Below are 25,059 nucleotides of genomic sequence, written 5' to 3' on the forward strand. Positions count from 1 at the left end.
CGAGGAGGCTCTGCTCAGAGCGGTGTCGATTCGGCGCGAAGCAGTTCGAGCCGTTCAGGGTCGAAGAGCGCGACGGCGGTTGCGGACGTGACTTCGACCGGCGTCGCCAGGATCTCGCGTGCCGCGCGAGAGAGCACGTCCACCGCATCGCCGCCCATCATGAGGTCGGTCTCGGCGAGGATCTCCACGAGATCGACATCCTCGCCACTTGCGAACGGACCGATGAGTCGGACATCGGACGCCCCGTAGCGCTCGAACGCGCGGAGCAGTTCGTCCCGCCGCAGGATGAGGCGCTGGCGCACCGGCAGGTCGGTGAAGGGTCGACGTTCGCGAGTCTCCGGCAATCGCGGGGCTGCGTAGCCGGCAACCGCCTCGGCGAGGACGTGCTTCTTCGTCACGCCCAGGAAGTAGGCGAGATCGCTCACCAGCCGGTGGGTCTCGGCATCCGCTTTCAGCGAGTGTTCGCGCACGTCGTTCCTCGATCTCTTCGCTCGGTTCCGACCGGTTCGGCCGGGCCCGGTGTCTCGGTGTTCGGGTGCAGACTCCGGTGCCGGAGTGCCGGAGTGCCGGGGTGCCGGGTGTTCTGGGGAGATACTCCGCCGGGATGGTCATGCGAAGGCGGTTCCTGACGCATTGCATGCGGCTCCACCGGGCCGGCCGCCCTGTGGAGGAGCAGGGTGTCCGAGTCGTGGACGGGCACGGCGGCCGCTTCTCAGGGGGATGTCTCCCGGCGGCGTCGAAGGATTGGCCGCCCGATGGGGCGTGACGTGATGAGGTCGCGAAGCGGGGTCAGCCGTCGGCGCGCGTGCCGATGCGTTCGGCGACCTCGCTCGCGGTGCCGGTCGTGGTGCCGCGCCCGACGGCGAGGCCGATCATGAACGCCGTGACGGGGCCCGCCGGGCGTGCGATCCCGTGGGCGACCCGACGGGTGAGGTCGAGGATGTCGCCGACCGGGACGTCGGACGGGTCGAGGCCGAGCGCGGTCGCGACCTCGTCGACCCACGCGTCGAGGTCGGCGGGGGTGGGCTGGGAGGGGTGTTCGGCGTCGGCGCTCATGCGTGCTCCTCGGTATCAGTGTCGGTGTCGGGGCCGTCGTACGGCTCGGCTTCGGTCTGCGACTCGACGTGGGTGTGGGCGTCGGCCAGCTCCGGAGCCCGGATGCCGGCGCGCTCGCGAGCGCGTTCGAGATCGGGCCACGTGTCGACGTCGGCGCCGGTGCCGTCGTCGGCGACCTCGACGAGGCTCAGCGTGCCGACGAGGTGGCGCATCGCGGCGCCGTCGGGCCCGCCCTCGAGTCGTGCGAGTGCGGCATCGAGGGCGGCCCGACCGTAGACGGCGGTGAGCCACTGCGTGCGTCCATCGGCGTCGACGAGGCAGATGCCGTCGGCGTCGATGTGCGTGCGACGGCCGGCCAGCAGGCGTGCGACGGCGGCCGGCGCCTGCGGCAGGTCGCACGCGAGCACGAGCACGTCGGGAGGTGCGCCATGGCCGGTCGGCTCGGCTCGAGGTGCTTCGCTCGTCGACCGGCGGGGTTCGGCAGAGTCGGCATCGAGTGCATCGAGTGCATCGAGTGCATCGAGTGCATCGAGGGCGCCGAGGCCGGCGGCGATCGCCGCGACCGGGCCGCCGAAGGGCGGATCTTCGCGGACGACGAGACATCCGGGAGCGGCCAGCGTCGACGGCCCGACCACGACGACGGTTCGGGCATCGGCCAGGCGTGCGGCATCGATCGCGACGTCGAGGAGCGTGCGTCCGCCCACCTCGAGATCGGGCTTGCTCGCACCGCCGAGGCGCGTCGCCCGCCCGCCCGCGAGGAGGACGGCGTCGAGCGGTCGCGCCGCGGCATCCGTCGTCGCGGTCGTCTCGTCGGTCGTGCTGCGGCTCACGGCGTCACCAGCACCTCGACGGCATCGCCGGGCTCGACGCGCGCGACGTGCTCTGGCACGACGGCGAATCCGGATGCCGCGGCGAGCCCGCCCGACAGATGCGAGCCCGCGCCGCCGCGGGTCGCGGGCCGCACCGCAGGCCGGTCGCCGCGCAGTCCGGGCCCGTCGGGTTCGGCACCGGCGTCGGACCCATCGACGAAGCTGACCGGCATCACCTGCAACCGCCCGGCCGGCGAAGCCCAGCCGACGGCGGCGACGGCACGAACGCGGCGCCGCTCGGTGTCCGCTCGGCCCTGCAGCGCGAGCAGTGCCGGGCGCACGAACACCTCGAACGAGACCGCGACGGCGACGGGGTTGCCGGGCAGGCCGAACACGGGTGTGCCGTCGCCGAGTCGGCCGAACGCCTGCGGCGATCCGGGTTGCATCGCGACGCGCACGAAGTCGACCGTGCCGAGCGCCGAGAGCACGCGGCGGACGACGTCGTAGGCGCCGACGCTGACGCCGCCCGTGAAGACCACGGCGTCAGCCGGCTCGCGGTCATCGAGCCACGCTCGAAGCACGTGCTCGTCGTCGGGCATGCGCACCACCTCGACAAGTTCGCACCCGGCTTCGCGCACGAGCCCGGCGAGCAGCAGCGAGTTCGAGTCGGGGATGCGCCCGGGCGGCAGCGCCTCGCCGGGCTCGGTCAGCTCGCTGCCGGTCGCGATCGCCGTGACGCGCGGGCGGCTGACGACGTCGAGCATCGCGTGCCCCGCCGTCGCGGCTGCTGCGACCTGGCGGGGGCCGAGCAGGGTGCCTGCGGCGAGCAGGCGGTCGCCGACCTGCAGGTCTTCGCCGGCACGACGGATGTGCCGTCCGAGGTCGGGTGCGCCGAAGACGCGCACGACGTGCGTCTCGTGGCCCGTCCCGCCGTCGGTGCGCTCCACGGGCACGACGGTGTCGGCGCCCGAGGGCACCGGGGCCCCGGTCATGATGCGAGCGCACTCGCCGGGCTCGAGTGCCCGGGCGTCGGACACGCCCGATGAGCCGGCAGCGTGGTCGGCGACCACGTGCAGCGAGACGGGAGTCTCGGGTGTCGCGCCAGCGACATCCGCCCACCGCACGGCGAAGCCGTCCATGGCCGAGTTGTCGAAGGGAGGCGACGCGATCACGGCGTGGACGGATGTCGCGAGCACGCGCCCCGAGGCATCCGCGAGTCGCACGGTCTCGATCCGTTCGGCCCTCCGAGTCCGGGCGTCGGCCCGGACCTCGGCGAGCACCCGCTCGAGATGGGCTGCCACCGGGATCTGGGTGGCCGTCTCGTGGAACGCGGCCCGCGTGCTCGGCATGCGTCTACGGTAGCGCCGACCTCTGGCCGCGGGCGCGTCGCATCGGTATCGTCGGCTGGAAACGGGCGAAGGTCGATCGGGAGGCAGCGCATGTCATTCGTCACACGCGGATTCGGCGGCAGGTCACGTGACCGCGATGAGCGACTGCCACCGGGCCAGACCCTCGTGCACGACTTCCCGGTGCTGTCGGCCGGCCCGACGCCAGAGGTCGACACCGCCGAGTGGGAGTTCCGGATCGTCACCGAGGCGGGCACCCACCGGTGGAGCTGGGACGAGTTCAACGCCCTGCCCGCCGAAGACGTGGTCACCGACATCCACTGCGTCACGCACTGGTCGAAGCTCGGCACGAACTGGCGCGGCGTCTCGCTCGACACGCTGTTCGAGAACGTCGAGTCGCAGTTCGACTACGTCATGGCGCACAGCTACGGCGGCTACACGACCAACGTCCCGCTCGACGAGCTGCTCGACGGCCAGGCGTGGGTCGCGACCGAGTTCGACGGCGAACCGCTCGATCCGGAGCACGGCGGCCCCGCGCGGCTCATCGTGCCGCACCTGTACTTCTGGAAGAGCGCGAAGTGGGTGCGCTCGCTCGTGATGATGCCCCGCGACGACCCCGGATTCTGGGAGCAGAACGGCTACCACATCCACGGCGACCCCTGGCAGGAGGAGCGGTACTGGTGATCGGTCGCGCCACGGTCCCGCGGTCGGGATGGCACACGGCCACGGTCGCTGCGAACACCCCCGAGACGACGTCGGCGGCGCGCCTCGACCTCGACGTCGAGGGGTGGCCCGGGAACGCCGCGGGCCAGCACCTCGACGTGCGGCTCACCGCGCCCGACGGGTACTCGGCGACCCGCTCGTACTCGATCGCCTCGTCGGGACCGGCGACCGGTGAGGCCACGCGCGTCGTGCTCGCCGTCGACCGGGTGCCCGACGGCGAGGTGTCGCCGTTCCTCGTCGACGAGGTGCGTGCAGGCGACCGGTTCGAGGTGCACGGGCCGCTCGGCGCCTTCTTCGTGTGGCAGGCGGCCGGTGGGGCGGATGTCGCGAGCGGGCCCGGTGCGGCCGGTGGGGAGGATGCCGCGGACGGGCCCCGGGCGACGGCTCGCCCCGTGCAGCTCATCGCCGGCGGCTCAGGCGTGGTGCCGCTCGTGGCCATGGCGCAGGCCCACGCCGACGCAGCCGACGCCACCCCGTTCCGCCTGCTCTACTCGGTGCGCAGGCCCGCCGACGTGTTCTTCGCCGACGAGCTCGAACGGCTGGCCGGGGCATCCGCGCCGTTCCGCCTCGACCTCGTCTACACGCGCGAGGCGCCCGCGGGCTGGCCGACCCCGCCGGCTCGCATCACGCGCGAGGTGCTCGCCGATGCCGTGCTCCCGGCATCCGATGCCCCGCTCGTGTACGTGTGCGGTTCGACCGGGTTCGTCGAGCGGGTCGCTGCATGGCTCATCGAGCTCGGGCACGACGCCCGGGCCATTCGCACCGAACGATTCGGAGGCACCTGATGCAGCACCTCGACGGCAACGCGCTCGCCGGAGCGCTCGCCGAGTTCTTCTCATTCGACGTGACGACGGCCATCGCCAGATGCAACGGATGCGGCGCGACCGACGAGTTCGCACGCGCGCTCGTCTACACGAGTCCTGCGGGCACCGTCGTGCGCTGCCCGTCGTGCGACCACGTGCTCGCCACGCTCGTCGAGTCGGGCGACCGTGCCTGGCTCGGGTTCAGCGGCGTGAGCGCGCTCGAGGTGCGGCGGGCCTGAGCCCGCGGCCCGCACCGCGTCAGGCGACCTGTTCGCCTTCGGCCCACACCCGCCGCACGAGCGGCACGCCGGGTCGGTAGGCGAGGTGCACGTGGCTGGGCGCGTCGAGCTCGACGAGGTCGGCCCGCGCGCCCGGACGGATCGCGCCGACATCCGTTCGACGCAGGGCCAGCGCGCCGCCCGCGGTCGACGCCCAGAGCGCCTCGGCGGGCGTCAGGCCCATGTCGCGTACCGCGACCGCGATGCAGAACGGCAGCGAGCTCGTGAAGCTCGATCCGGGATTGCAGTCGCTCGCGAGCGCCACGACGACCCCGGCCTCGAGCAGGCGGCGCGCGTCGGGGTAGGGCTGCCGGGTCGAGAACTCGACGCCGGGCAGCAGCGTGGCCACGGTGTCGGATGCCGCGAGGGCCGCGACATCCGCATCGCTCAGGTAGGTGCAGTGGTCGACGGATGCCGCGCCGAGGTCGACCGCGAGGCGGACCCCCTCGCCGGGGCCGAGCTGGTTGCCGTGCACGCGGATGCCGAGGCCCGCCCCCGCCCCCGCCTCGAGCACTCGTCGCGACTGCTCGGGCGTGAACGCGCCGCGCTCGCAGAAGGCGTCGACCCATCGGGCGTGCGGGGCGCAGGCGTCGAGCATCTCGCCGACCACGAGATCGACGTAGGCGTCGGACGCCCGAGCGGCCGCCTGGGCCGCCGCCTCGGGAGTCGAGCGGTCGCCGAAGCGCGGATCCTCGCGGAACTCGAACGGCACGACGTGCGCGCCCAAGAAGGTGACCTCGTCGGTGACCTCGCGGGCGAGGCGCACCAGCCGCTCCTCGTCGGCGACGCTCAGGCCGTAGCCCGACTTGATCTCGAACGTCGTCGTGCCCTGCGCGTGCAGCTCGGCGACGAAGTCCGTGAGGCGGGCACGCAGCTCGTCATCGGTCGCCGCGCGTGTCGCCGCGACGGTCGAGCGGATGCCGCCAGCCTCGTATGCCGCTCCGGACATGCGCGCCGCGAACTCCTCGGCGCGATCGCCGCCGAACACGAGGTGCGTGTGGCTGTCGACGAATCCCGGGATCACGGCGCGGCCGCCGAGGTCGACGACCTCGACGTCGGCATCCCACAGGGTGCGGTGCTCCTCGCCCTCGCGTCGCTCCTCGCGTTCGTGCCGCAGTTCGTCGTGGTGGGCGGGCTCGTGCGCCGCGGAGCCCACCCAGACGATGAGGCCGTCCTCGACGAGCACCGCGGCGTCGCGCACGATGCCGAGCGGCCCGCCGTTGCGATCGGGGGCCGGGTCGTTCGTGACGAGCTCGCCGATGTTCGTCAGCAGCATCCGTCGCATCGCACCGCCGTCGCTCATGCTTCCATCATGGGCACGCGGAGGCCGCGTTCGCGAGCCACGTCGACCGCGCGTTCGTACCCGGCGTCGACGTGGCGCATGACGCCCGTGCCGGGATCGTTCACGAGCACGCGTGCGATCTTCTCGGCCGCGAGGTCGGTGCCGTCGGCCACGATGACCTGGCCCGCGTGGATCGAGCGGCCGATGCCGACGCCGCCGCCGTGGTGCAACGACACCCAGGTCGCGCCCGAGGCGGTGTTCAGCAGCGCGTTCAGCAGCGGCCAGTCGGCGATCGCGTCGGAACCGTCGGCCATGGCCTCGGTCTCGCGGTACGGGCTCGCGACGCTGCCGGAGTCGAGGTGGTCGCGGCCGATCACGACGGGTGCCGAGAGTTCGCCCGAGGCGACCATCTCGTTGAACTTGAGGCCCGCGAGATGGCGCTCCTGGTAGCCGAGCCAGCAGATGCGCGCCGGCAGGCCCTCGAAGTGCACCTTCTCGCCGGCCTGGGTGATCCAGCGTCGCAGGTGCTCGTCTTCAGGGAAGAGCTCGAGGACCGCACGGTCGGTCGCGGCGATGTCGGCCGGGTCGCCCGAGAGCGCCGCCCAGCGGAACGGTCCCTTGCCCTCGGCGAAGAGCGGGCGGATGTAGGCGGGCACGAACCCCGGGAACGCGAAGGCGCGATCGTGCGCCAGCCCGCCGAGTTCGGCCTCGCGGCGGATCGAGTTGCCGTAGTCGAAGACCTCGGCTCCGGCATCCTGGAACTCGGCCATGGCCTCGACCTGCTTCGCCATGCTCGCGCGCGAGCGCTCGGTGAAGGCCTCGGGGTCGGATGCCGCGAGCGCGTGCCATTCGTCGACGGTCACGCCTTCGGGCAGGTAGCTCAGCGGGTCGTGGGCGCTCGTCTGGTCGGTGACGATGTCGATCGCCACGCCGCGTGCGAGCAGTTCGGGGAACACGGTGGCCGCGTTGCCGACGAGGCCGACGCTGAGCGGCGTGCGCGACGCCTTCGCGGCGAGCACTCGGGCGATCGCGTCGTCGAGGTCGTCGGTGTACTCGTCGAGGTAGCCGTGCTCGACGCGTCGGGCCAGGCGGGTCTCGTCGACGTCGACGATGAGCACCGCGCCCTCGTTCATGGTGACGGCGAGCGGCTGCGCGCCGCCCATGCCGCCGCAGCCGCCGGTGAGCGTCAGGGTGCCGGCGAGCGTGCCGTCGAACCGGGCGCGGGCGATCGCGCCGAACGTCTCGTACGTGCCCTGCAGGATGCCCTGGGTGCCGATGTAGATCCACGAGCCGGCCGTCATCTGGCCGTACATCGTGAGGCCCTGCTGCTCGAGCCTGCGGAACTCGGGCCACGTCGCCCAGTCGCCCACGAGGTTCGAGTTCGCGATGAGCACGCGCGGCGCCCACTCGTGCGTTCGGAACACGCCGACGGGCTTGCCCGACTGCACGAGCAGCGTCTCGTCGGCCTCGAGTCCCTCGAGCGTGCGCACGATCGCGTCGAACGACTCCCAGTTGCGGGCGGCCTTGCCCGTGCCGCCGTAGACGACGAGGTCGTCGGGGCGCTCGGCGACCTCGGGGTCGAGGTTGTTCATGAGCATGCGCAGCGGCGCCTCGGTCTGCCAGCTCTTCGCGGTGAGGGCGGTGCCGCGGGCGGCGCGGACGGTGCGCGGGCCGTGCTCGGCGGCGCTCGTCGTCGGGCGCTCGGTCGTGGGTGCGTCGGTCATGTTCCGATGCTCGCTCACGCGATCGAGGGCGACAACGGATGCCGCGTGGAGGTCGTCCGGGATCCCAGACGTGGTGGATGAGCAGAGGAACGGGACGACTCGCTCGTCGACCGGCGACGCGGCCGGCTCGGGTGCGGCGAAGAGGCTCAGCCGAGCAGGATGCCGCGCGAGGCCATGAACGGGCGCGCGTCGACCGCGACGCCGTCGAGGCGGACCTCGAAGTGCAGGTGGCAGCCCGTGGATGCGCCGGTGCTGCCGACCATGCCGATGAGCTGCCCGGCCGTGACCGTGTCGCCCGCGTTCACGAGGATGCCGCCGTCGACGAGGTGCGCGTAGCCGGTCGAGACCCCGGAGCCGTGGTCGATCAGGATCCAGTTGCCGTAGCTGCCGTTGGTGCGCGCCTCGACGACGAGGCCGCCCGTCGCGGCGAAGACCGGCGTGTTGCAGGAGGCCGCGACATCCGTGCCGCGGTGGAACTCGTTCACCCCGGCGACCGGGCGCACCGGCCGTGGGCCGAAGCCGTCGGTGAGTCGCCCCGTGACCGGCTGCGACCAGCCCTGGTCGCTCAGCTGGCCCGAGTCGGCAGGGAGCGTGCTGATGAGCTGGACGCTCTCGGCCGCGGCCTTCGCCTGCAGGCCGTCGAGCGAGGTGCGGGCGTCGGCGAGCACGGTCTCGGCGTCGGCGACGTCGGACTCGCGCTGTTCGACGCCGGTGCCCTCGGCCGCGGCCCAGGCCTCTTCGGCCTTCAGCTCTGCGGCGTCGGCCTCTTCATCGCGCGCTGCGGCGATCTTCTCGAGCTCGGCGGTGTCGCCCGCGATCTTCGAGACGCGTTCCATGCCGGCGAGTCCGGCGAGCAGGTCCTTGCCGGAGCCGAAGACTGCGTCGAGCGACGAGAGCGTGCTGCCGTCGCCGTTCGCGGCGGCGAAGTACGTGCGGCCGGCGGCATCGGCCTCGGTGCGCAGCTCGACGGCGTCCTGATCGGCCTGCCGCGCGAGCGAACGGGCGATCTCGCGGGTCGACTTGGCGTCGGCCAACGAGGACTCCGCCTTGCGCAGGGTGGTGGTCGCGCGGTCGATCGACGTGCGGGCCGCCAGCAGTGAGGTGACGTCGCGGTTGGCGCTGGTCGTCACCCGGAGGAACGGTCCCTCGCCGCTGAAGACCACCTCTGCGGCGATGGCCGCCGGTGTGCGGGCGACCGGCGCCGGGGTGGGCGTCGGCGTCGGCGTCGGCTTGGGCGTGGGCGTGGGCGTGGGCGTCGGAGTGGGCGTCGGCGTCGGCGTCGGCGTGGGCGTCGGCGTCGGAGTCGGAGTCGGAGTCGGCTCGGGCGTGGGAGTCGGCTCGGGCGTGGGTTCGGGCGTCGACGTGGGGTCTGTCGGCGGGTCGCTCGGCGGGTCCGTCGGCGGGTCGCTCGGCGTGCCCTGTTCGTCGGTCGGTTCGCTCGAGACCGAGACGGGCGGCGTCTCGTCGGCGTACGACGGGCTCGAGCCGATCACGCCGACCAGCACCATCAGGGCGATCGCGGATGCCGCGGATGCTGCACGACGACCGCCTCGCGCGGCGTGCGTGCGGGGCGATTCGGGCTGAGATCGATGCGGCGTCATTGGTTCCTTCGAGCGGCCGGCGCGACGCCGACTCCGTTCAGTCTGGCACCGGCTCTGGGGCCGCACAACCGTTGAAACACCGCCTGTGACCTGTTAAGGGGGTCCATCGGAGCACCTCTGCGCGATGGTGCAGCAGACCCGTGCGGATCGTGCTGCGAGGCCCTTCGACGGGGGCGGTCGCACCGACATCCGTTGATCATCTGCCGGACACCTGTCGGTCGTGCATCCGGGGTCGAGCCGTAACCCGTCGATCGGATCCTGCTCAGCGAGCGGCCACGAGGGAGCCGCCGTTCGAGACGAGGGCAACGTGACCGAGGGATTGGTCATGCGCGGAGCTCCGCCGGTCCATGGCGACGGGGCGCGCAGTCGGGTCACCTTCACCGCATTCGACTCGGTCGACGATCCGATGCTCGCCGCGTGGGGGCGATTCAGGTTCCAACTGCTGGAATCGACCGAACCGCCGGTCGCAGACCTGAGGGCGGAAGTGCGGCGTGCGCCTGCATCGGTTTCGGTGGTGGCGGCGCACGGCCGCACATCCGACGCGCAGGCTGGGCTCTGGCGACTGCTCGCCAGCAACAACCGCGAGCTCGGTCGCAGTTCGCTGCTGTACGGCACGCACGCTGCGGCGCGGAACCACGTGCTGCGGCTGCAGGCGGCATCCGATGACCTGAAGGTCGTCGCGGTCGGCGGCCCGGTGAATGCGTCGCACGGGTGGGTCGTCAGCCTGGCGGACCGGCCCGTCATGACCTGCAGCCGGTGGTACAGCTCGACCTCCACGAGCATCGCATCGGCCATCGGCGCGCTTGCGGCGTTGCGGACCGCGGTGCTGTCGGAGGATGTCGACCGGAGCGCACCGTCGAGACGGTTCAGCCGCCGCGCAACGGTGAGGTCGGATGTCGGTCGGTGGTGAGATCGCGGGCCGCTATCGACTCGGCGAACTGCTCGGGTCGGGCGGCTCCGCCTCCGTGTTCGCGGCCGTCGACACCGGATCGGGCGACCGGGTCGCGCTGAAGATCCTGCACCCGCACCTGTCCGGTGAACCGGCCGCCCGCACGGCGTTCCTCGATGTCGCTCGGCGCACGCAGACGCTGCGACACGCGAACATCGCGGCAGTGCTCGAGACGGGCGTGCACGATGAGGCCGGTGAGCCCGTGGCCTGGATCGCCCTCGAACTCGCCGACGGGTCGAGTCTGGCGGAACACGTCGAACGGTCGGGTGCGCTCGACCCGGTCGAGGCGCTGGGCGTCATGGACGGGGTCCTGGGAGCCCTCGAAGCCGCGCACGCCGTCGGGTTGATCCATCGTGACGTCTCGCCCGCGAACATCATGGTCGCAGCCGGTGAAGACGGTCGCGTCGGCGCGGCCGGCGCGCGCCTGCTCGATTTCGGCCTCGCGGATGCCGCAGGGCAGGCGGCCGTCGGTCGCGACGTCCTGCGCAGCGAAACGGTCGGGCGGGCCGACCAGGCGCGCGCCGAGGCGTCGGGTGAGGATGCCGAAGCCGAGTACGGCGTCGACGGCCGGGCTGCGGGGGAGCAGGCGGTCCCGGTCGGCGTCATCGGCAACGTCGCCTACATGTCCCCCGAGCAGCTCAGGGGAGAGGCTGTCGACGAACGCGGGGACATCTACCAGGCGGGCGGGGTGCTCCACTTCGCACTCACCGGTCGTCCGCCGTTCGCCAGGACGAGTGCCGTCGAGACCATGCGGGCGCACCTCTCCTCGCCGCCTCCCGTGGCGTCCGTGCTCGACTCGCGGATTCCGCGTTCGATCGACCGCATCGTCGTGCGGGCGCTGCTGAAGGATCCGGCAGACCGGTTTCCGGATGCCGCGAGCATGCGTGCGGAGGTCGTCGACGCGCTCGCGCGTGCGGGTTCGCCGGCAGCAGGCGCTGCCGGCAAGGCGGGATTCCCCGGTGCGGGCATCGGTGCGGGCATCGACGCGGTCGCGTGGCAGCCGGAGCAGGCGGGCGCCGGGCGCACGCCCGGGCCGAAGCAGGACCACCGCACACGGGTGCTCGGGGCCACGAGCGTTCCGATCGCCCGCAACGCCGCGTCGGAGACCACGGCGGTCATCCGCCGGAGGCCGTCCGTGCCGCCGGCGTCGACGCGCGCGACCGCATCGACTGCCGACGCGCGTGCCGGAAGCGGTCCGCGACGGCTGACGGGCGGGTCCACCCGGGCCGCGAACCGTGCACGGCTCGGCGCCTGGGCCGTGGGCATCGCGTCCGTGGCCGCGGTGTCCGCGCTGATCGCCTTCGCAGCCGGTGCCGCGCCCGTCAACGTGCCGACCACAGGGGGCTCGTCGGCACCGAGGCCGCCCTCGACGGCCGCGCCGAGTCCTGCGGCTCCGACGGCGGCGCCGGCGGACGTCGAAGACCACGACGCGATCCCCGAGCCGCCGCAGCCGATCGCGTCGCTCGGGGTGCCGGCCCTTGCCGGGCTCACGCTCGCGGAGGCCCGAAGCCGCCTCGCGGAGGCCGGCTTGCGGGCGGGGTCGCTCACCATCGTCGAATCCTCCCGGCCAGGTGACACCGTGCTCGCCTCGACGCCGGTGGCCGGCACGAACGTGGCAGCGGACTCCACCGTCGACCTCGAGGTCGCATCCGGCTCGAACCGCATGCCCGAAGTGACGGGCGCGTCGAGGGCGGATGCGGTCGCAGCCGCCCAGTCGGCCGGGTTCTCCGTCGACATCGTGTTCGTCGATGCTCCGGGCTCCGAAGCCGGGACCGTGATCGGCACCCAGCCGAGTGCCGGCACCAGCGTCCGCGTCGGGGCGACGATCACGCTGAGGGTCGCGTCGGAGCAGCAGCCCGAGCCGACGCCGACCCCGACACCGCCGAGCCCGACGCAGACCCCGAAGCCCGGCGCGCCATGACCGGTCAACGCGTCCTTCGGCCCTGCGCCATCCGTCGTTCACCTCGTCGAGGGAACGTGTGCCGACGTGCGGCACGGTCCGCGCGCCCCACCCACCACACACGAGGAATCCGCGTGAGTTCGTCAATGCCAGGAGCCTGCTCGTGAGCGGCCGGCCCGACCGGCCGGAGCCGAGCGGCGCAGCGGACGCGGGCGGCGACCCGTTCGAGTCGGGCGACCGGTTCGAGTCGGACGACCTGGCCGAGTCGGAGACATCCGGAACCGAATCGATGCCGGCGCCGTTCGAGGCCGTGGCCGACGTCTTCACCGACGCGGGGAACCGATACTCCGGCACGCAGGCGATCACCGCGATGCAGAGCCCCCTGGTGCTGCGCACGGAGGTGCTGTCCATCACGGACGACGAGGCACCTGCCGTTCCCGATGCGGTGGACGAGGCACCGCGCCCGCGTGCGCTCGTCTCGAGGGCGTCGCGCGTCGACCAGGTCTTCCGGGTCGTCGTGACCTCCGCCGGCGGAACCACGGTCGCGATCATGCTCGCCGTCGGCGTGTTCCTGTCGATCAGGGCGGGTGACGCGCTCTCGGTCGCGGGCTTCTCCTTCCTCACCGAGACCGAATGGTCGCCCGAGACGCAGACGTTCGGCATCGCCGCCGTGCTGTTCGGCACCGTCTCGATCGCCGCGGTCGCGATGTGCGTGTCGGTGCCCTTGGCGCTCGGCACCTCGCTGCTGATCAGCGAGATCGTGCCTGGGCGCCTGAAGTCGACGCTCGTGAGCCTGGTCGACCTCATGGCGGCCGTGCCGAGCGTCGTGTTCGGCCTCTGGGGCGTGTTCTTCCTGCAGGCCAACGTGATCCCGGTCGCGCAGTGGATCTCGACCTACTTCGGGTGGATCCCGATCTTCGCGGTCACCGACGCCGACGGAAACCAGCTCACCGATGCGAGCGCGTACACCTCGTCGGCGTTCATCGCGGGCATCGTGGTGTCGCTCATGGTGGTTCCGACGCAGACCTCGGTCATGCGCGAGGCCTTCTCCCAGGCGCCGCTCGGCGAGCGCGAGGGGGCGCTCGCCCTCGGGTCGACGAGATGGGGCATGATCCGCACCGTCGTGCTCCCGTTCGGTCGAGGCGGCATCATCGGTGGAACGATGCTCGGCCTCGGGCGCGCCCTCGGCGAGACGATCGCGGTGTACATGATCATCTCGCCCATCTTCGAGATCAACTGGCAGGTGCTGAAGACCGGCTCGAACTCCGTCAGTGCGCTCATCGCCCTCCGCTACGGCGAGGCCAGCGAGTTCGGGTTGTCCGCGCTCATGGCGGCCGGGCTCGTGCTGTTCCTCATCACCCTGGTCGTCAACTTCGTGGCGTCCTCGATCGTGGCGCGCAGCCGGTCCGGCGCCGAGAGTCAGGCATAGTGACCATCCACGCGCCCCAGTACGACGACATCACGGAGGTCGTGGTCGCACCGGACTCGCCTCCGGAGCCACGGCCGTCGGGCCGAACGACGACCCCTGGCACGCCGACCACGGAGGTGGGCCGGCGCCGACAGGTGCGCAGCGCGACGCTCGAGGACCGATTCAACGTGATCGGTGCGTTCGTCGCCGCGCTCGCGGTCTCCACGCTGTTGTTCGGGTGGCTCACGCCGATGACCGGGTTCGTCGGCTGGCTCGTCGTGACGTTCGTGATGTTCCTCGCCGTCTACGCCCTGCTCATCGCGCTGAGCGGCAGCCGTCAGCAGGTCGCCGACCGCATCATGACGAGCCTCTTCGGCAGCGCCGGCGTCATCCTGCTCTCGGCACTCGTCTTCGTGCTGCTGTTCACGGTGTTCCGTGGCATCCCGGCGCTCACCCACCTGAACTTCTTCGTCGAGACGATGGAGCTCGCGGGCCCGCTCGACCCGCTCGACATGGGCGGCATCCTGCACGCGATCGTCGGCACGCTGATCCAGATCTCGATCGCCCTCGCGATCACGATCCCGCTCGGCATCACCACGGCGATCTTCCTGAACGAGATCGGCGGCAGGTTCGCGCGATTCGTCCGCACGATCTCCGACGCGATGACGGCGCTCCCGTCGATCGTCGCCGGCCTGTTCGTCTACTCGGCCATCATCCAGCTGATCACCCACCAGCGATCGGGGTTCGCGGCGGCGCTGGCGATCAGCGTCATGATGCTGCCGATCATCATCCGCGCCTCGGACGTCGTGCTCCGGCTCGTGCCCGGAAACCTCCGCGAGGCCGCATACGCCCTCGGCACCTCGCGATGGCGCACCGTCTGGCACGTGGTGCTGCCGACCGCACGCTCCGGACTCGTGACGGCCGTCATCCTCGGCACGGCACGGGGCATCGGCGAGACCTCACCGGTGCTGCTGACGTCGGGCGTCACCGCGGTGCTCAACCTCAACCCCTTCTCGGGTCCGATGATCTCGCTCCCGCTGCAGGTGTTCGACTTCGTGAAGTCGCCCGAGCCGAACATGGTCGCACGCGGGTTCGGAACGGCGGCGACGCTCGTGCTGCTCGTGCTCGCGCTGTTCCTCATCGCCCGCGCGATCGGCGGGCGGGCCCCCGGCGTGCTCGGCAGCCGTCAACGCAGGGCCGCCGCAGCTCGCAGCGCCGCGGATGTCTCGCGCATCGCGCTCGCGCACATGAAGCGCGAGGCCGCGGCGCACCCGATCGACTACGCGCCGGATGCCGCGGCATCCGACCGCACGACCGACGTGCGCACCGATCCCGACACCCCTTCCCCGAACGAGGAGCCCCAGTCGTGACCACCCGACTCCGCCGCACGACCCGCGCGGCGCTCAGTTCCCTGCTGGTGCTGCTGCTGGCGGGAGGCATCGCCCAGTCCGGCGCGTCCGTCGCCAGCGCCGAGACCTGGATCCCCATCAGCGGAACCGGATCGACCTGGTCGCAGAACGCGCTCGACCAGTGGCGCAAGAACGTCGCGGCCAACTACGGCATGACGATCAACTACTCCGGCACCGGCTCGTCCGCCGGTCGACGGGACTTCATCGCCGGCACGGTCGACTTCGCCGTCTCGGAGATCCCGTTCCAGAGCGCGCCCGAAGACAACTCGACGCCCGAGGTGCCGCTGTCGGGCTACGCGTACATGCCCATCGTGGCCGGTGGAACGTCGTTCATGTACAACCTGAAGATCGGCGGCAAGCGGGTGACTAACCTGCGACTGTCGGGAGACGTCATCACCAAGATCTTCACCGGTGCCATCGCGAAGTGGAACGACCCCGCGATCCAAGCCGACAATCCCGGCCTCGCGATGCCCGATCGGGCGATCGTGCCGGTCGTGCGCTCCGACGGCTCCGGCTCGAGTGCGCAGTTCTCGCTGTGGATGTCCAAGCAGTACCCGAGCCTCTGGGGGGCGGGCATGCGATCGCAGTTCCCGACCCCGGCGAACGGCAAGGCGCAGAACGGATCGCTCGGTGTCGCCGGGTACGTCAGCCAGGACTACGGCGAGGGCGCGATCACGTACGTCGAGTACTCCTACGCCCTCAAGTCGGGCTTCCCGGTCGCGAAGGTGCTCAACACGGCCGGGTACTACATCGAGCCCACGGCGAACTCCGTCGCGGTCGCCCTGCTCAGGGCCGGGATCAACTCGGATCTCTCGCAGAACCTCGACGGCGTGTACAACAACGACGACCCGCGAACGTATCCGCTGTCGAGCTACTCGTACATGATCGTTCCCACCGAGGTGAAGGCGCCCAGCATCTTCACCGAGGCGAAGGGCAAGACGCTCGGCGCCTTCGCGACCTACTTCCTGTGCGAGGGCCAGCAGCAGGCCGCAGCGCTCGGCTATTCGCCGCTGCCGATGAACCTCGTGCGGGCCGGTTCCGAGGTCGTCAAGCGCATTCCCGGCGCGGGCACGGCGGGCGTCGACTTCAATTCGTGCAACAACCCCACGTTCAAGGCGGGCGAGAGCGAGTCCGACAACCAGCTCGCGAAGACCGCTCCCCAGCCCGCGGCCTGCGACAAGAAGGGTCCGGACCAGTGCACGACCGGCACCGCGGGTGCGCTCGGGGAGACGCCCGTCTCCGGGACCGGCAACGGCGGCGGCTCGGCCGACGGCGGAGCGGGCGGTGCCGCGACCGCCGGTGGTGGCACCGCCGCCTCGGGCGGTGCCGGGAGCTCCGGCGGCTCGGAGGCCGTGTACGACGCGAACGGCAACCTCGTATCCGGAAACGCCACGGTCGCAGGTGCGGCGGTCTCGGCGCCGTTCACCCTGCCCGAGGACGACTGGGGTGCGCCGCAGGTGCTGATGGCCGTCGCCGGCGTGCTCCTGCTGCTGGCGATCGCCATTCCGCCGCTCGTCTCGCCTCGCCTCCGACGGGGCGCCCGAGGCGACCAGAGCTGAGTCGATCGGCATTCGACAGACCAGCTTGAACTCAGGCTGATCTGGCCTTTCTTCGCGCGTCGCACAAGGTTCGGCAGGCCGCTCCCGTCGTTGAGCACCCGTTCATCTGGGCGTCACGAACCGACCCTAATTTCAGTCCCGGCCGGCAGGAGAACTGCCCGAACATCCTCTTGGAGGAACCTGTGCAGAGCGCACGCACCACTCGTTCGACGTGGATCGCATCCGGGACCTCCGGACTGCTGACCGGGGCCATCGTCTTCGCCGCCATCGCGTTCTCGGGTGTCGCCGTCGAGGCGTCGTCGGCGCGGGCGAACGACTCGTCGGCCGTGACCGTGACTGCCAAGGACGAGGATCCCGACGGGTACCAGGACGCCCCGTTCCCGGACCTCGCCGTGACGATCTCGCAGACGGAGCACCTCGTCGCGCAGGGCATCCAGATCGACTGGACCGGCGGCGAGAAGTCGGTCGCCCCCGGCTCGGGCAACGGCGGAACGAACTTCCTCCAGATCTTCATGTGCTGGCGCGACGACCCCGCCGACGCGACCCGGCCCGATCGCACCACGTGCCAGTACGGCGGCGCCAACACGCCCGGGGCCACGCGCGATGCGTACCGGAACCTGAAGCTCGCCGACATCCCCGAAGCCGACCAGCCCTACTCGGCGCTCACGGCGGTGCCGTTCCTGCCGCCGTACACCGGGATCCCGTTCGAGGCCCGTGACGGAACCCGCGTCGACGGGGTCGTGACGGATGCCGGGACGGGTGCGAAGTCGATCGACCCGAACGTCAACCTCAACGTCAACCAGTTCTTCACCTCGTACACGACGAACGAGATCCCGTGGGTCGGCTCGGGCGACGACGGCAAGGGATCGGTCTCGTTCGAGGTGCAGACCGCCGCCCAGTCGCCGGCGCTGGGGTGCGGAGAGGCCGTGACCGAAGGCGGCGCCACGACGGGCGCGAGCTGCTGGCTCGTCATCCTGCCGCGCGGCGAGGCCGACAACGGTTCGAGCACCATCACCCAGTCGGGGCTGTTCGAGGACTCCTGGAAGCACGCGCTCTCGGTGAAGCTGCGGTTCGAGCCGCTCGGCAGCCGGTGCCCGGTGGGTGCGTCGGAGCGTCAGCTCGCGGGCAGCGAGCTCGCGGCGCTCGCCGTGAACTCGTGGCAGCCGGCGGTCTGCAGCCAGGCGGGCGCCTCGGTGTACTCGCTCCTCACCATGCCCGAGTCGGACGCAGCGGTCGCTGCGGCGACCACCGTGGATGCACCGCTCGCCCTCACCAGCTACCCGCTGTCGCTCGAGGGCGCCGACCCGTTGCAGTACGCGCCGATCGCATTGACCGGCGTGAGCGTCTCGGTCGCGATCGACCGCCGGCCCGACCCGTTCAAGGAGCTTCCCGACGAGTACCTGGATGCCGCGCACTCCGCGTTCACGAACGTGAACCTGACCCCGCGGCTCCTGGCCAAGCTCCTCACCTCCTCGTATCGGTCTGCGCTGCCGACCGGGGCCGATACCGGATATCTCACCGGAGTCATCCGCGACAACATCACCAAGGATCCCGACTTCCTCGAGGTCAACGACGAGGAATGGGCGGCCCAGGATCTCAACGGCCCGGCGATCGCCGACGTCATCGTGCCGCAGGGCCGCTCCGACGCGGCTCGTGCGGTGTGGGCCTACATCGCCGCCGACGCGGACGCCCGCGACTTCATGGCCGGGAACGCCGACCCGTGGGGCATGACGGTGAATCCGTACTACGCGACGGATGCCTCGAAGAACCCCACCGGTTCCGCGTTCTCGTTCGACCGTGACGACTTCCCGAAGGCCGACCCCATCGAGGTCTCGCCGACGAATACCGGACCCATCAACCTGGTGACCTGGCGCCCCTTCGCGAACGACCTCGGCACCGTCGCCTACCTGACCCTGCGTGGCGACGGCCAGGTGCTCGGCGGTTGGGATTCCAACTCGTTCCCACCGAAGTACACCAAGGGCGCGCGCATGCTCGCGGGCAATCGCGCGCTGCTCGGGCTCACCAGCACCTCGGCGGCCGCCCGCTACCAGGTCGTCACGGCCTCGCTGCAGAACTCGGCGGATCGCTTCGTCGCCCCCACCGAGGGCGGCATGCTGGCGGCCGCCGAGGCGATGACCTCCGTCGACGAGCGAGGCCGCGTGCTCGGCTTCGTGGCGGACTCCGCGACCGCCCGCACCGCGAGCGAGGCATACCCGCTCACCCTGCCGGTCTACGCCGCGGCGAATCCCGCGGCGATCAGCGAGCCCCTGAGGGCCGCGTACGCCGCCTTCATCACGTACGCGGCGAGCGAAGACGGCCAGACGCCGGGGGTCGATGTCGGAAGGCTCCCCGAGGGCTACGCGTCGATCCCCCCGGCATGGGCCCAGGCGGCCGCGGCTGCGGCTGCGGCGATCGCGGCGGGGCCGACGACGCCGCCGACGAGCGCACCGTCGACGGTGCCCGGCACGACCGGCGGCTCCGCGAACCCGGCACCGACGGGGACCGGATCCGGGGCGGGTGCCGGGGCTGCGCCGGCGACCGTGCAGCAACCTGCGGCGAGCGGCACGCCGAGCGCCGCCCTCACCGGGGGTACCACGCCGGACGACCCCGCCGTGACGGCGGGGGCCGCGCTTCCGCTCAGCATTCTCGCCGGATCCGTCGGAGCGATCGCCAGCGCGATCGTCTCCCGGCGCCGGCCGATCAGAGCTTGGGCCCGCCGATAGGCGTGTTCGAGCCGGGCACCCCAGCGGCGCCCGGAACCCACCATCGAAAGGGAACGGAATGAAGTCCAGGAAGGTAGTCGCCCTCGGGGCGACTGCGGCCATCGCCCTCGCGGGCTTGGCTTTCGGCGCAGCTCCGGCGCAGGCTGATCCGATCAGCGACGGGTACTCGGTCGTCGGTTCCGACACGCTCCAGGACGCGGTCGGCGCGCTCGCGAACGGCACCGGCATCACCGGCTCGCAGGTGAAGCTCAAGGGTGCCGGCACCTCGCTCGCGTCGTGGGATGCCTTCACGCTCGGCGTCTCGGGCGGCGTCGGCAAGATCCAGACCAAGGCCTTCGGCAACGTGTTCGATCGGCCCAACGGCTCGGGAGCGGGCCGGACGGCGCTCCTCCGCTCGATCAACTACTCGAGCAGCACCTCGTACAACGGCGTCAACGTCGCGGGCCAGATCGACCTCGCCCGCAGCTCGTCCAAGGGCACGAGCGTCGCCGGCGGCGTGCTCACCTACCTGCCGTTCGGTCAGGACGCGATCGGCTTCATCTACAAGATCGGCGCCGATGCCAACAGCAACGGCGACGCCGCCGCCGCAAAGACCTGGATCGACGGCCTCACGACCGCCGAGCTCAACTCGTTCTACTCCGCCTCCTCGCCGGTCGCCGTTCCCGGCACCGACTACACCGTGAAGCCGCTCGCCATCCAGTCCAGCTCCGGCACGTGGACCACGTTCCTCTCCAAGATCGGCGTGACAAACATCGGCGGCGCGGTCGACACCCGCAACAACTCGATCCCCGAGAACGACGGCACCGTGCTGACGCCCGCGGCCGACCAGATCCAGCTCATCCCGCTGTCGGTGGCGAACTACATCGGCCAGGTGAACGGTGCCTCCCGCATCAACACCATGGCAGGCGTGACCGTCGGCACGATCGGCGGCGTCGCGCCGGCGACCGGTACCGCTCCGAACGTCACGCCGAACACCGCGTACTTCAACAGCTCGACCTGGGGCCGCACGGTCTTCATCGTCGTGCCGACCGCGCGGATCACGCCCGGCAACGCCGCGTACGACCAGGGCCTGTTCGCGCTGACCGACCCGGCTGCGTCGTCGAGCCTGACCTACTGGGGCGCCTCCGGGTCGCCCGCGACCACCAAGGCAGTGAAGGCCAAGTTCGGCTTCTCGGCCCCGCAGGACGCGGCCTTCACCGCGAACAACTGACCCACCCAACCAGCAAGGAGAACACGGAAATGAAGATGCTCTCTCGGCGAGGCCGGAACGGCCTCGTCGCCGTTGCGGTCGCCGCTGCACTCGTCGCCGTCCCGGCGATGTCTGCGAATGCCGCGGTGGTTCCCACCGTCGGATCCGACAAGCCCCTCTACCTCCAGGACACCGACACGGGAATCCAGATCCCTGCCGGCACGTCGCTGAACTGGAACGCCAACATCGTCGCGTCGCCCGAGGCGAACGACGAGGACTACAACGCCGCGTTCCCGGCACCTGCCGGCACCACCAAGGCGGTCACGTTCCTCGCTCCGCGCGGACAGGAGAAGAACTACACCTCCTGGAACGCGTTCGCCAGCCTCGGCAACCCGTCGCAGCTGCTCATGGCTTCGATCACCCCGTCCGGCAACACGTCGGCCGGACAGGGCTCCCCCTCGGGTGCCGGAGCCGTGGCGATCGCGGGCGGTGACTACTCGCTGGGCGTCGCCTTCCTCGTCGACGAGACGAAGACGGTGCTCGAGGCCGACTTCACCTTCATCACGGTCGTCGCCAACGCCAACCCGAACAACGCGACCTGGACGTTCGACACCCCCACGCAGGCAGTGTTCCCCGACTTCGCCAACTATTCGGCCACGGCCGGCGCATCCGCGGTGATCCGCAACGGCAACCTCGAGATCGACGCCACCGCGGCCAACGCGAACAAGACGGTCGACGTCTTCGTGGAGGGCACGGCTGCGAAGGTCGCGACCGTGACGCTCTCCGCACAGGGCAAGGCCGTCAACACGCTGCCCGCGGGCGTCTCCACCGGCAAGCGCCTCGTGCTCGCCGAGGGCCAGACGGCCGTCGCATGGGTCGCGGCGTCCGACTACGTCGCCCCGGCCCCGGTCGAGCCGACCGGCACGCCGAACGCCACCATCTCGACCCCGGCCGAGGGCGACGGCAGCGTCACCATCGACGCAGGTGTCGCGAACGCGGGCAAGACGCTCCGCGCGGTGGGCTGGTCGAACCCGACCGAGCTCGGCAACGTGCTCCTCGACTCGAACGGTATGGGCACCGTGAGCATCGTCGGCCTCTCGACGGGTGCCACGCACACGATCGCGCTGCTCGACACCGACAACGCCGTCGTGGCGTGGGGGACCGTCGCCATCCCGGCGCCGACCTACACGCTGCAGAGCGAGGTCGACCTGTCGGCCGAGGTGCTCAACTCGGGCAAGTTCGCGCTCGAGGGTGCGGCCGCGCCCGTCAACCTCGGGTCGATCAAGCGCGGCGGCACCACCGCCGCCGTGCCGCTCGGCGCCTTCACCGTGACCGACGACCGCGACGACCTCAAGGGCTGGACCCTCAAGGCCGACGTGGCCGACTTCGTGAACGGCGGCAACACCATCGCCAAGAGCGCGCTCGGCGTCACCCCGAAGATCGTCGGCGGCGAGACGGACGGCATCTCCACCGGCGCCACCCAGGTCGCCGGCTCGGGCGTCTACTCGGCGACCCTCGCCGACGCCGCGGTCGGCTCGACCACCATCGAGACCGGCGCCCAGCTCGACGCGGACCTGACCTTCAAGGCTCCCAAGACCGCGAAGAAGGGCACCTACACGTCGACCATCACGCTGACGCTCGTCTCGAAGTAACCCGCTTCGAGCCGCCGTCGGCGGTCCCGTGAACACCCGCGTGGAGAAGGCGCCCAGCGCCTTCTCCACGCGGCCGGTTCATGCCTCCACAACCTCTGCTTCGCCTGTCCGCAACCTGAATCAAGAAACATCGAGCGCTGTGACCATGCAATCCCCCACCCGAGCCCGTACGGGCTCGATCCGCGCCGTCGAGGCGTTGGCGCGCGCGCTGGCCGTCGTGGCGCTCGCCGCAGCGACCGTGCTCGTCGGCGCGACCCCCGCCCACGCCGATGATTCCGTCGGGATCTCCGCCAGGCCGGCGGCAGCCGACGGCTCGTCCGACGCCCGCACCCGGTTCGAGTACCTCGCCGACCCCGGCCAGCGCGTCGAGGATCACTTCTCGGTCACGAACACGGGCACCGCCGCCCAGACGTTCACCGTGCTCGGCACCGACGCCTTCAACGACAGCGACGGCGACTTCGCCCTGCTGCCGACCGTCGAGGAGCCCACCCTCGCCGGCACGTGGATCCGGTTCGAGAACGGCGCGAACCGCATCCAGTTCGACCTCGGCCCAGGTGAGACGCGGCTGCTTCCGTTCAGCCTCGAGCTCCCGGCGGAGGCGACGCCCGGAGACCACGTCGGAGGACTCGTGGCATCCGTCGTCACCCCCGGCGAGCAGGTGACCCTCGACCGCCGCGTCGCGACCAGGCTGTACGTGCGGGTGTCAGGTCAGCTGCAGCCCGCCCTCAACGTCTCGGGCATCGGCGGCGAGCACGTCGGCGACTGGTGGAACCCCTTCGCAGGCGCGCTCACGCTCCACTACGTCGTCAAGAACACCGGCAACATCGCGGTCGCCGCAAATTCGTCGACGACCATCGACACGTGGTTCGGCATCACCGCGGCGCCGCAGATCGGCGGTGGAGTCAGCGAGATCCTGCCCGGGCAGGAGGCCGAGATCGAGGTCGACGTGCCCGGTGTGGCTCAGTGGGGCTATCTCAACGCAGCCGTCAGGTTGAACCCCTTCGTCGATTCGACCGATCCGAGCATGCAGCTGACCGTCGCGCCTTCGACCCGGGACGCGATCGTCATCGCGCCGCCGTGGGCGCTGCTGCTCGCGATCGCGCTCGTCGTGGCCGTGGTATTCCTCATCCGTCGCCGCCGTCGCCAGGACGACCAGCGAGCGCGTGAGTGGATGGCCTATACCGAGCAGGAAGCGGCACGGAAGGCTCAGGACCAGCGCGATGCCGAGCTCGCCGGCGCGGGCAGGGCGGCGGGGTCGTGACGTCGCGTCCCCCTCGCCGCTCGCGCTCGGTCGTGCTGACCGGGGCCGCCCTCTCGGCAGCACTCGTCGGGATGTTGAGCATCAGCGTGGTCGAGCAGGCGAGAGCCGAGGACGATCTCGCGGGCACACCCCTGTCGGTGACGATCCTCGACGAGGACGCACCCACGACGACGCCGCCGACGACCGGCCCCACCGGCGCGACGGGCTCTCCCGGCGCCGTCGGGGCACTCGGGGGCATGGGAGGGTCCCAGCCGACCGCGCCGGCGGCGTCCGACACCGCCGTGCCCGCGGCTCCGGCCTCCGACGAATTGTCGATGGGCGGAGTCCTCTACATCGGCGGTCTCGAATCGACGTTCACGCCGTCGACGGATCCCCTGGCCGGTGACGTGGATCTCTCGTTCACCGTGCGGAACGCCTCGAAGAAGGCCTTCGACTCGAGGGCGACCTTCTGGATCGAGACGCCCTTCGGCGCGCGTCTCGACTCGGCGCGCGCCGACATGGAAGCCCTCGCCGCAGGCGAGTCCCGTCGGGTGCAGGTGCGCCTGACGGGCGTCGGCCAGTGGCCGATCGTGAACGCCTCGGTCACGCTGACTCCGCCGACGCAGGTGGAAGGCACCGAACTGACGCCCATCACTCGCGAGACCACCGTGCTCGCGTTCCCGTGGGCGCTCGCACTGTTCGCGGTGCTCGTGGGCTCGGCGGTCGCCGTGTTCCGATTGCTTCGGTCCAAGCGCCTCGTGACCGTGTCCCCGCGACCGCAAGGAGCCGCCGCATGACCGCGGAGACCGACGGCGCCCGGTCCGAGCGGTCGCGCCGTCGCCGTCGGACGGTCATCGTCGCAGGCGCAGCAGGCGTCGCGCTTCTCGGGATCGTCGTGGGAGTGATCGTCGCCTGGTCGGGCGGGGCGGGCACGCCGCCCAGCGACGGGCCGATCTACCTCTGGGACACTGCCGCCGATGAGTTCGCCGAGGCGCCCGGAGCGACGTTCGCCGCCGAGCGGTCGGTCAACTGGGCAGGTGACGACACCGACTCGTTGGTGCCCATCGTCTGCCCCGCCGACTCGACCGAGGCCTTCACGTTCATCAGCCGTGCCGGCTCGGAACGCACGGGCATCTCCGGGTGGCAGGCGTACTCCGTCTCGGGGTTCGACCCCGAACCGACGGTGGCAGGCCGTCTCGAGGTCCTGCTGCCGGTGGCTTCGCTCGACTACCAGAGCGACGGATCCCTCCCGGCGTACGAAGCGGTCCTGCGCGACGGCGGCACGTGGAGCGCGGGCCTCGCCTGCACGACCGATGCAGGGCGCGCCGTCACCGGGGCCTTCTACCGCACCGTCCAGATCGCGGCGGATGCCGGCAGCTTCACCGTCGATCCGATCGGCGGCAAGTGA

Annotated in this window: 21 protein-coding genes; 14 read left to right on the forward strand and 7 right to left on the reverse strand. The window is 71.4% G+C overall.

Annotation, left to right across the window (positions count from 1 at the left end; all coding sequences use genetic code 11):
* Window positions 1-14 precede the first annotated feature (14 nt).
* The 4 genes from BM342_RS12970 to glp form a co-directional block, all read right to left on the reverse strand.
* Entirely contained in the window at window positions 15-470 is a 456-nt protein-coding gene (locus BM342_RS12970) for a hypothetical protein (protein WP_092966925.1), read from the reverse strand.
* 319 nt (window positions 471-789) lie between these two features.
* Entirely contained in the window at window positions 790-1,056 is a 267-nt protein-coding gene (locus BM342_RS12975) for a DUF6457 domain-containing protein (protein ID WP_092966927.1), read from the reverse strand.
* Window positions 1,053-1,886 (reverse strand): molybdenum cofactor guanylyltransferase, encoded by an 834-nt coding sequence (locus tag BM342_RS12980; RefSeq protein WP_092966929.1) that lies wholly within the window; start codon window positions 1,884-1,886, stop codon window positions 1,053-1,055. Before BM342_RS12980 ends, BM342_RS12975 begins: the two co-directional genes overlap by 4 nt.
* A complete protein-coding gene (glp, locus tag BM342_RS12985; protein WP_092966931.1) occupies window positions 1,883-3,214 on the reverse strand; it encodes a molybdopterin molybdotransferase MoeA in 1,332 nt (443 codons plus the stop codon). The genes BM342_RS12980 and glp overlap by 4 nt, the downstream gene beginning before the upstream one ends.
* Before the next feature lie 90 nt (window positions 3,215-3,304).
* On the opposite strand from glp, the gene BM342_RS12990 reads away from it, so the two are divergent.
* The 3 genes from BM342_RS12990 to BM342_RS13000 are packed head-to-tail and all read left to right on the forward strand — an operon-like array spanning window position 3,305 to window position 4,976.
* Window positions 3,305-3,895, forward strand: coding sequence for a sulfite oxidase-like oxidoreductase (locus BM342_RS12990; RefSeq protein ID WP_092966933.1), 591 nt, complete (start codon window positions 3,305-3,307; stop codon window positions 3,893-3,895).
* A complete protein-coding gene (locus tag BM342_RS12995; protein ID WP_369823158.1) occupies window positions 3,892-4,719 on the forward strand; it encodes an FAD-binding oxidoreductase in 828 nt (275 codons plus the stop codon). The genes BM342_RS12990 and BM342_RS12995 overlap by 4 nt, the downstream gene beginning before the upstream one ends.
* A complete protein-coding gene (locus BM342_RS13000) occupies window positions 4,719-4,976 on the forward strand; it encodes a DUF6510 family protein (protein WP_255368785.1) in 258 nt (85 codons plus the stop codon). The genes BM342_RS12995 and BM342_RS13000 overlap by 1 nt, the downstream gene beginning before the upstream one ends.
* A gap of 19 nt (window positions 4,977-4,995) precedes the next feature.
* Here the strand turns inward: BM342_RS13000 and hutI are convergent, their stop codons facing one another.
* The 3 genes from hutI to BM342_RS13015 all read right to left on the reverse strand — a co-directional run bounded on the left by hutI (window position 4,996) and on the right by BM342_RS13015 (window position 9,622).
* Window positions 4,996-6,300: an imidazolonepropionase gene (gene hutI / locus BM342_RS13005; protein ID WP_092968557.1), complete on the reverse strand. Its 1,305-nt coding sequence runs from the start codon at window positions 6,298-6,300 to the stop codon at window positions 4,996-4,998.
* 14 nt (window positions 6,301-6,314) lie between these two features.
* Complete coding sequence (hutU, locus tag BM342_RS13010) at window positions 6,315-8,021, reverse strand: urocanate hydratase (RefSeq protein WP_092966935.1); 1,707 nt, start codon at window positions 8,019-8,021, stop codon at window positions 6,315-6,317.
* A 146-nt stretch (window positions 8,022-8,167) separates the two neighbouring features.
* Complete coding sequence (locus tag BM342_RS13015; protein WP_177232185.1) at window positions 8,168-9,622, reverse strand: M23 family metallopeptidase; 1,455 nt, start codon at window positions 9,620-9,622, stop codon at window positions 8,168-8,170.
* Window positions 9,623-10,028: 406 nt separating this feature from the next.
* Here BM342_RS13015 and BM342_RS13025 point away from each other — a divergent pair, with 406 nt between their 5' ends.
* From BM342_RS13025 to BM342_RS13075, 11 genes are all read left to right on the forward strand, one after another.
* Window positions 10,029-10,532: a hypothetical protein gene (locus BM342_RS13025; protein ID WP_143109874.1), complete on the forward strand. Its 504-nt coding sequence runs from the start codon at window positions 10,029-10,031 to the stop codon at window positions 10,530-10,532.
* Window positions 10,516-12,492 (forward strand): protein kinase domain-containing protein, encoded by a 1,977-nt coding sequence (locus tag BM342_RS13030; RefSeq protein ID WP_092966941.1) that lies wholly within the window; start codon window positions 10,516-10,518, stop codon window positions 12,490-12,492. The genes BM342_RS13025 and BM342_RS13030 overlap by 17 nt, the downstream gene beginning before the upstream one ends.
* A gap of 142 nt (window positions 12,493-12,634) precedes the next feature.
* The gene (pstC, locus tag BM342_RS13035) at window positions 12,635-13,900 is read left to right on the forward strand and encodes a phosphate ABC transporter permease subunit PstC (RefSeq protein ID WP_255368787.1); all 1,266 of its coding nucleotides are present in this window, start codon (window positions 12,635-12,637) and stop codon (window positions 13,898-13,900) included.
* On the forward strand, window positions 13,900-15,249 hold the full coding sequence (pstA, locus tag BM342_RS13040) for a phosphate ABC transporter permease PstA (protein WP_255368788.1): 1,350 nt from the start codon (window positions 13,900-13,902) through the stop codon (window positions 15,247-15,249). Before pstC ends, pstA begins: the two co-directional genes overlap by 1 nt.
* Complete coding sequence (pstS, locus tag BM342_RS13045; protein WP_255368789.1) at window positions 15,246-16,847, forward strand: phosphate ABC transporter substrate-binding protein PstS; 1,602 nt, start codon at window positions 15,246-15,248, stop codon at window positions 16,845-16,847. Before pstA ends, pstS begins: the two co-directional genes overlap by 4 nt.
* 182 nt (window positions 16,848-17,029) lie before the next feature.
* Entirely contained in the window at window positions 17,030-19,570 is a 2,541-nt protein-coding gene (locus BM342_RS13050; RefSeq protein ID WP_092966943.1) for a hypothetical protein, read from the forward strand.
* A 58-nt stretch (window positions 19,571-19,628) separates the two neighbouring features.
* Window positions 19,629-20,780 carry a hypothetical protein gene (locus tag BM342_RS13055; RefSeq protein ID WP_092966945.1) on the forward strand — a complete coding sequence of 384 codons (1,152 nt, stop codon included), beginning with the start codon at window positions 19,629-19,631 and terminating at the stop codon, window positions 20,778-20,780.
* Window positions 20,781-20,809: 29 nt separating this feature from the next.
* On the forward strand, window positions 20,810-22,411 hold the full coding sequence (locus BM342_RS13060) for a hypothetical protein (RefSeq protein WP_092966947.1): 1,602 nt from the start codon (window positions 20,810-20,812) through the stop codon (window positions 22,409-22,411).
* Window positions 22,412-22,556: 145 nt separating this feature from the next.
* Window positions 22,557-23,672, forward strand: coding sequence for a hypothetical protein (locus BM342_RS13065; protein ID WP_177232186.1), 1,116 nt, complete (start codon window positions 22,557-22,559; stop codon window positions 23,670-23,672).
* A 71-nt stretch (window positions 23,673-23,743) separates the two neighbouring features.
* A complete protein-coding gene (locus BM342_RS13070) occupies window positions 23,744-24,448 on the forward strand; it encodes a hypothetical protein (protein WP_143109875.1) in 705 nt (234 codons plus the stop codon).
* Window positions 24,445-25,059, forward strand: coding sequence for a hypothetical protein (locus BM342_RS13075; protein ID WP_092966951.1), 615 nt, complete (start codon window positions 24,445-24,447; stop codon window positions 25,057-25,059). Before BM342_RS13070 ends, BM342_RS13075 begins: the two co-directional genes overlap by 4 nt.

The sequence above is a fragment of the Agromyces sp. CF514 genome (assembly GCF_900113185.1).
In the GTDB taxonomy this organism is placed as follows: Bacteria; Actinomycetota; Actinomycetes; order Actinomycetales; family Microbacteriaceae; genus Agromyces.

Excerpts from the sequence above, each read along its gene's own strand:
- BM342_RS13055 (WP_092966945.1), top strand. The coding sequence starts at position 19,629 with ATGAAGTCCAGGAAGGTAGTCGCCCTCGGGGCGACTGCGGCCATCGCC.
- BM342_RS12975 (WP_092966927.1), bottom strand. The coding sequence starts at position 1,056 with ATGAGCGCCGACGCCGAACACCCCTCCCAGCCCACCCCCGCCGACCTC.
- BM342_RS13060 (WP_092966947.1), top strand. The coding sequence starts at position 20,810 with ATGAAGATGCTCTCTCGGCGAGGCCGGAACGGCCTCGTCGCCGTTGCG.
- BM342_RS13065 (WP_177232186.1), top strand. The coding sequence starts at position 22,557 with ATGCAATCCCCCACCCGAGCCCGTACGGGCTCGATCCGCGCCGTCGAG.
- hutI (WP_092968557.1), bottom strand. The coding sequence starts at position 6,300 with ATGCGACGGATGCTGCTGACGAACATCGGCGAGCTCGTCACGAACGAC.
- BM342_RS12990 (WP_092966933.1), top strand. The coding sequence starts at position 3,305 with ATGTCATTCGTCACACGCGGATTCGGCGGCAGGTCACGTGACCGCGAT.
- glp (WP_092966931.1), bottom strand. The coding sequence starts at position 3,214 with ATGCCGAGCACGCGGGCCGCGTTCCACGAGACGGCCACCCAGATCCCG.
- BM342_RS13000 (WP_255368785.1), top strand. The coding sequence starts at position 4,719 with ATGCAGCACCTCGACGGCAACGCGCTCGCCGGAGCGCTCGCCGAGTTC.
- hutU (WP_092966935.1), bottom strand. The coding sequence starts at position 8,021 with ATGACCGACGCACCCACGACCGAGCGCCCGACGACGAGCGCCGCCGAG.
- BM342_RS13025 (WP_143109874.1), top strand. The coding sequence starts at position 10,029 with ATGCTCGCCGCGTGGGGGCGATTCAGGTTCCAACTGCTGGAATCGACC.
- BM342_RS13015 (WP_177232185.1), bottom strand. The coding sequence starts at position 9,622 with ATGACGCCGCATCGATCTCAGCCCGAATCGCCCCGCACGCACGCCGCG.
- BM342_RS13070 (WP_143109875.1), top strand. The coding sequence starts at position 23,744 with ATGTTGAGCATCAGCGTGGTCGAGCAGGCGAGAGCCGAGGACGATCTC.
- BM342_RS13030 (WP_092966941.1), top strand. The coding sequence starts at position 10,516 with ATGTCGGTCGGTGGTGAGATCGCGGGCCGCTATCGACTCGGCGAACTG.
- BM342_RS13075 (WP_092966951.1), top strand. The coding sequence starts at position 24,445 with ATGACCGCGGAGACCGACGGCGCCCGGTCCGAGCGGTCGCGCCGTCGC.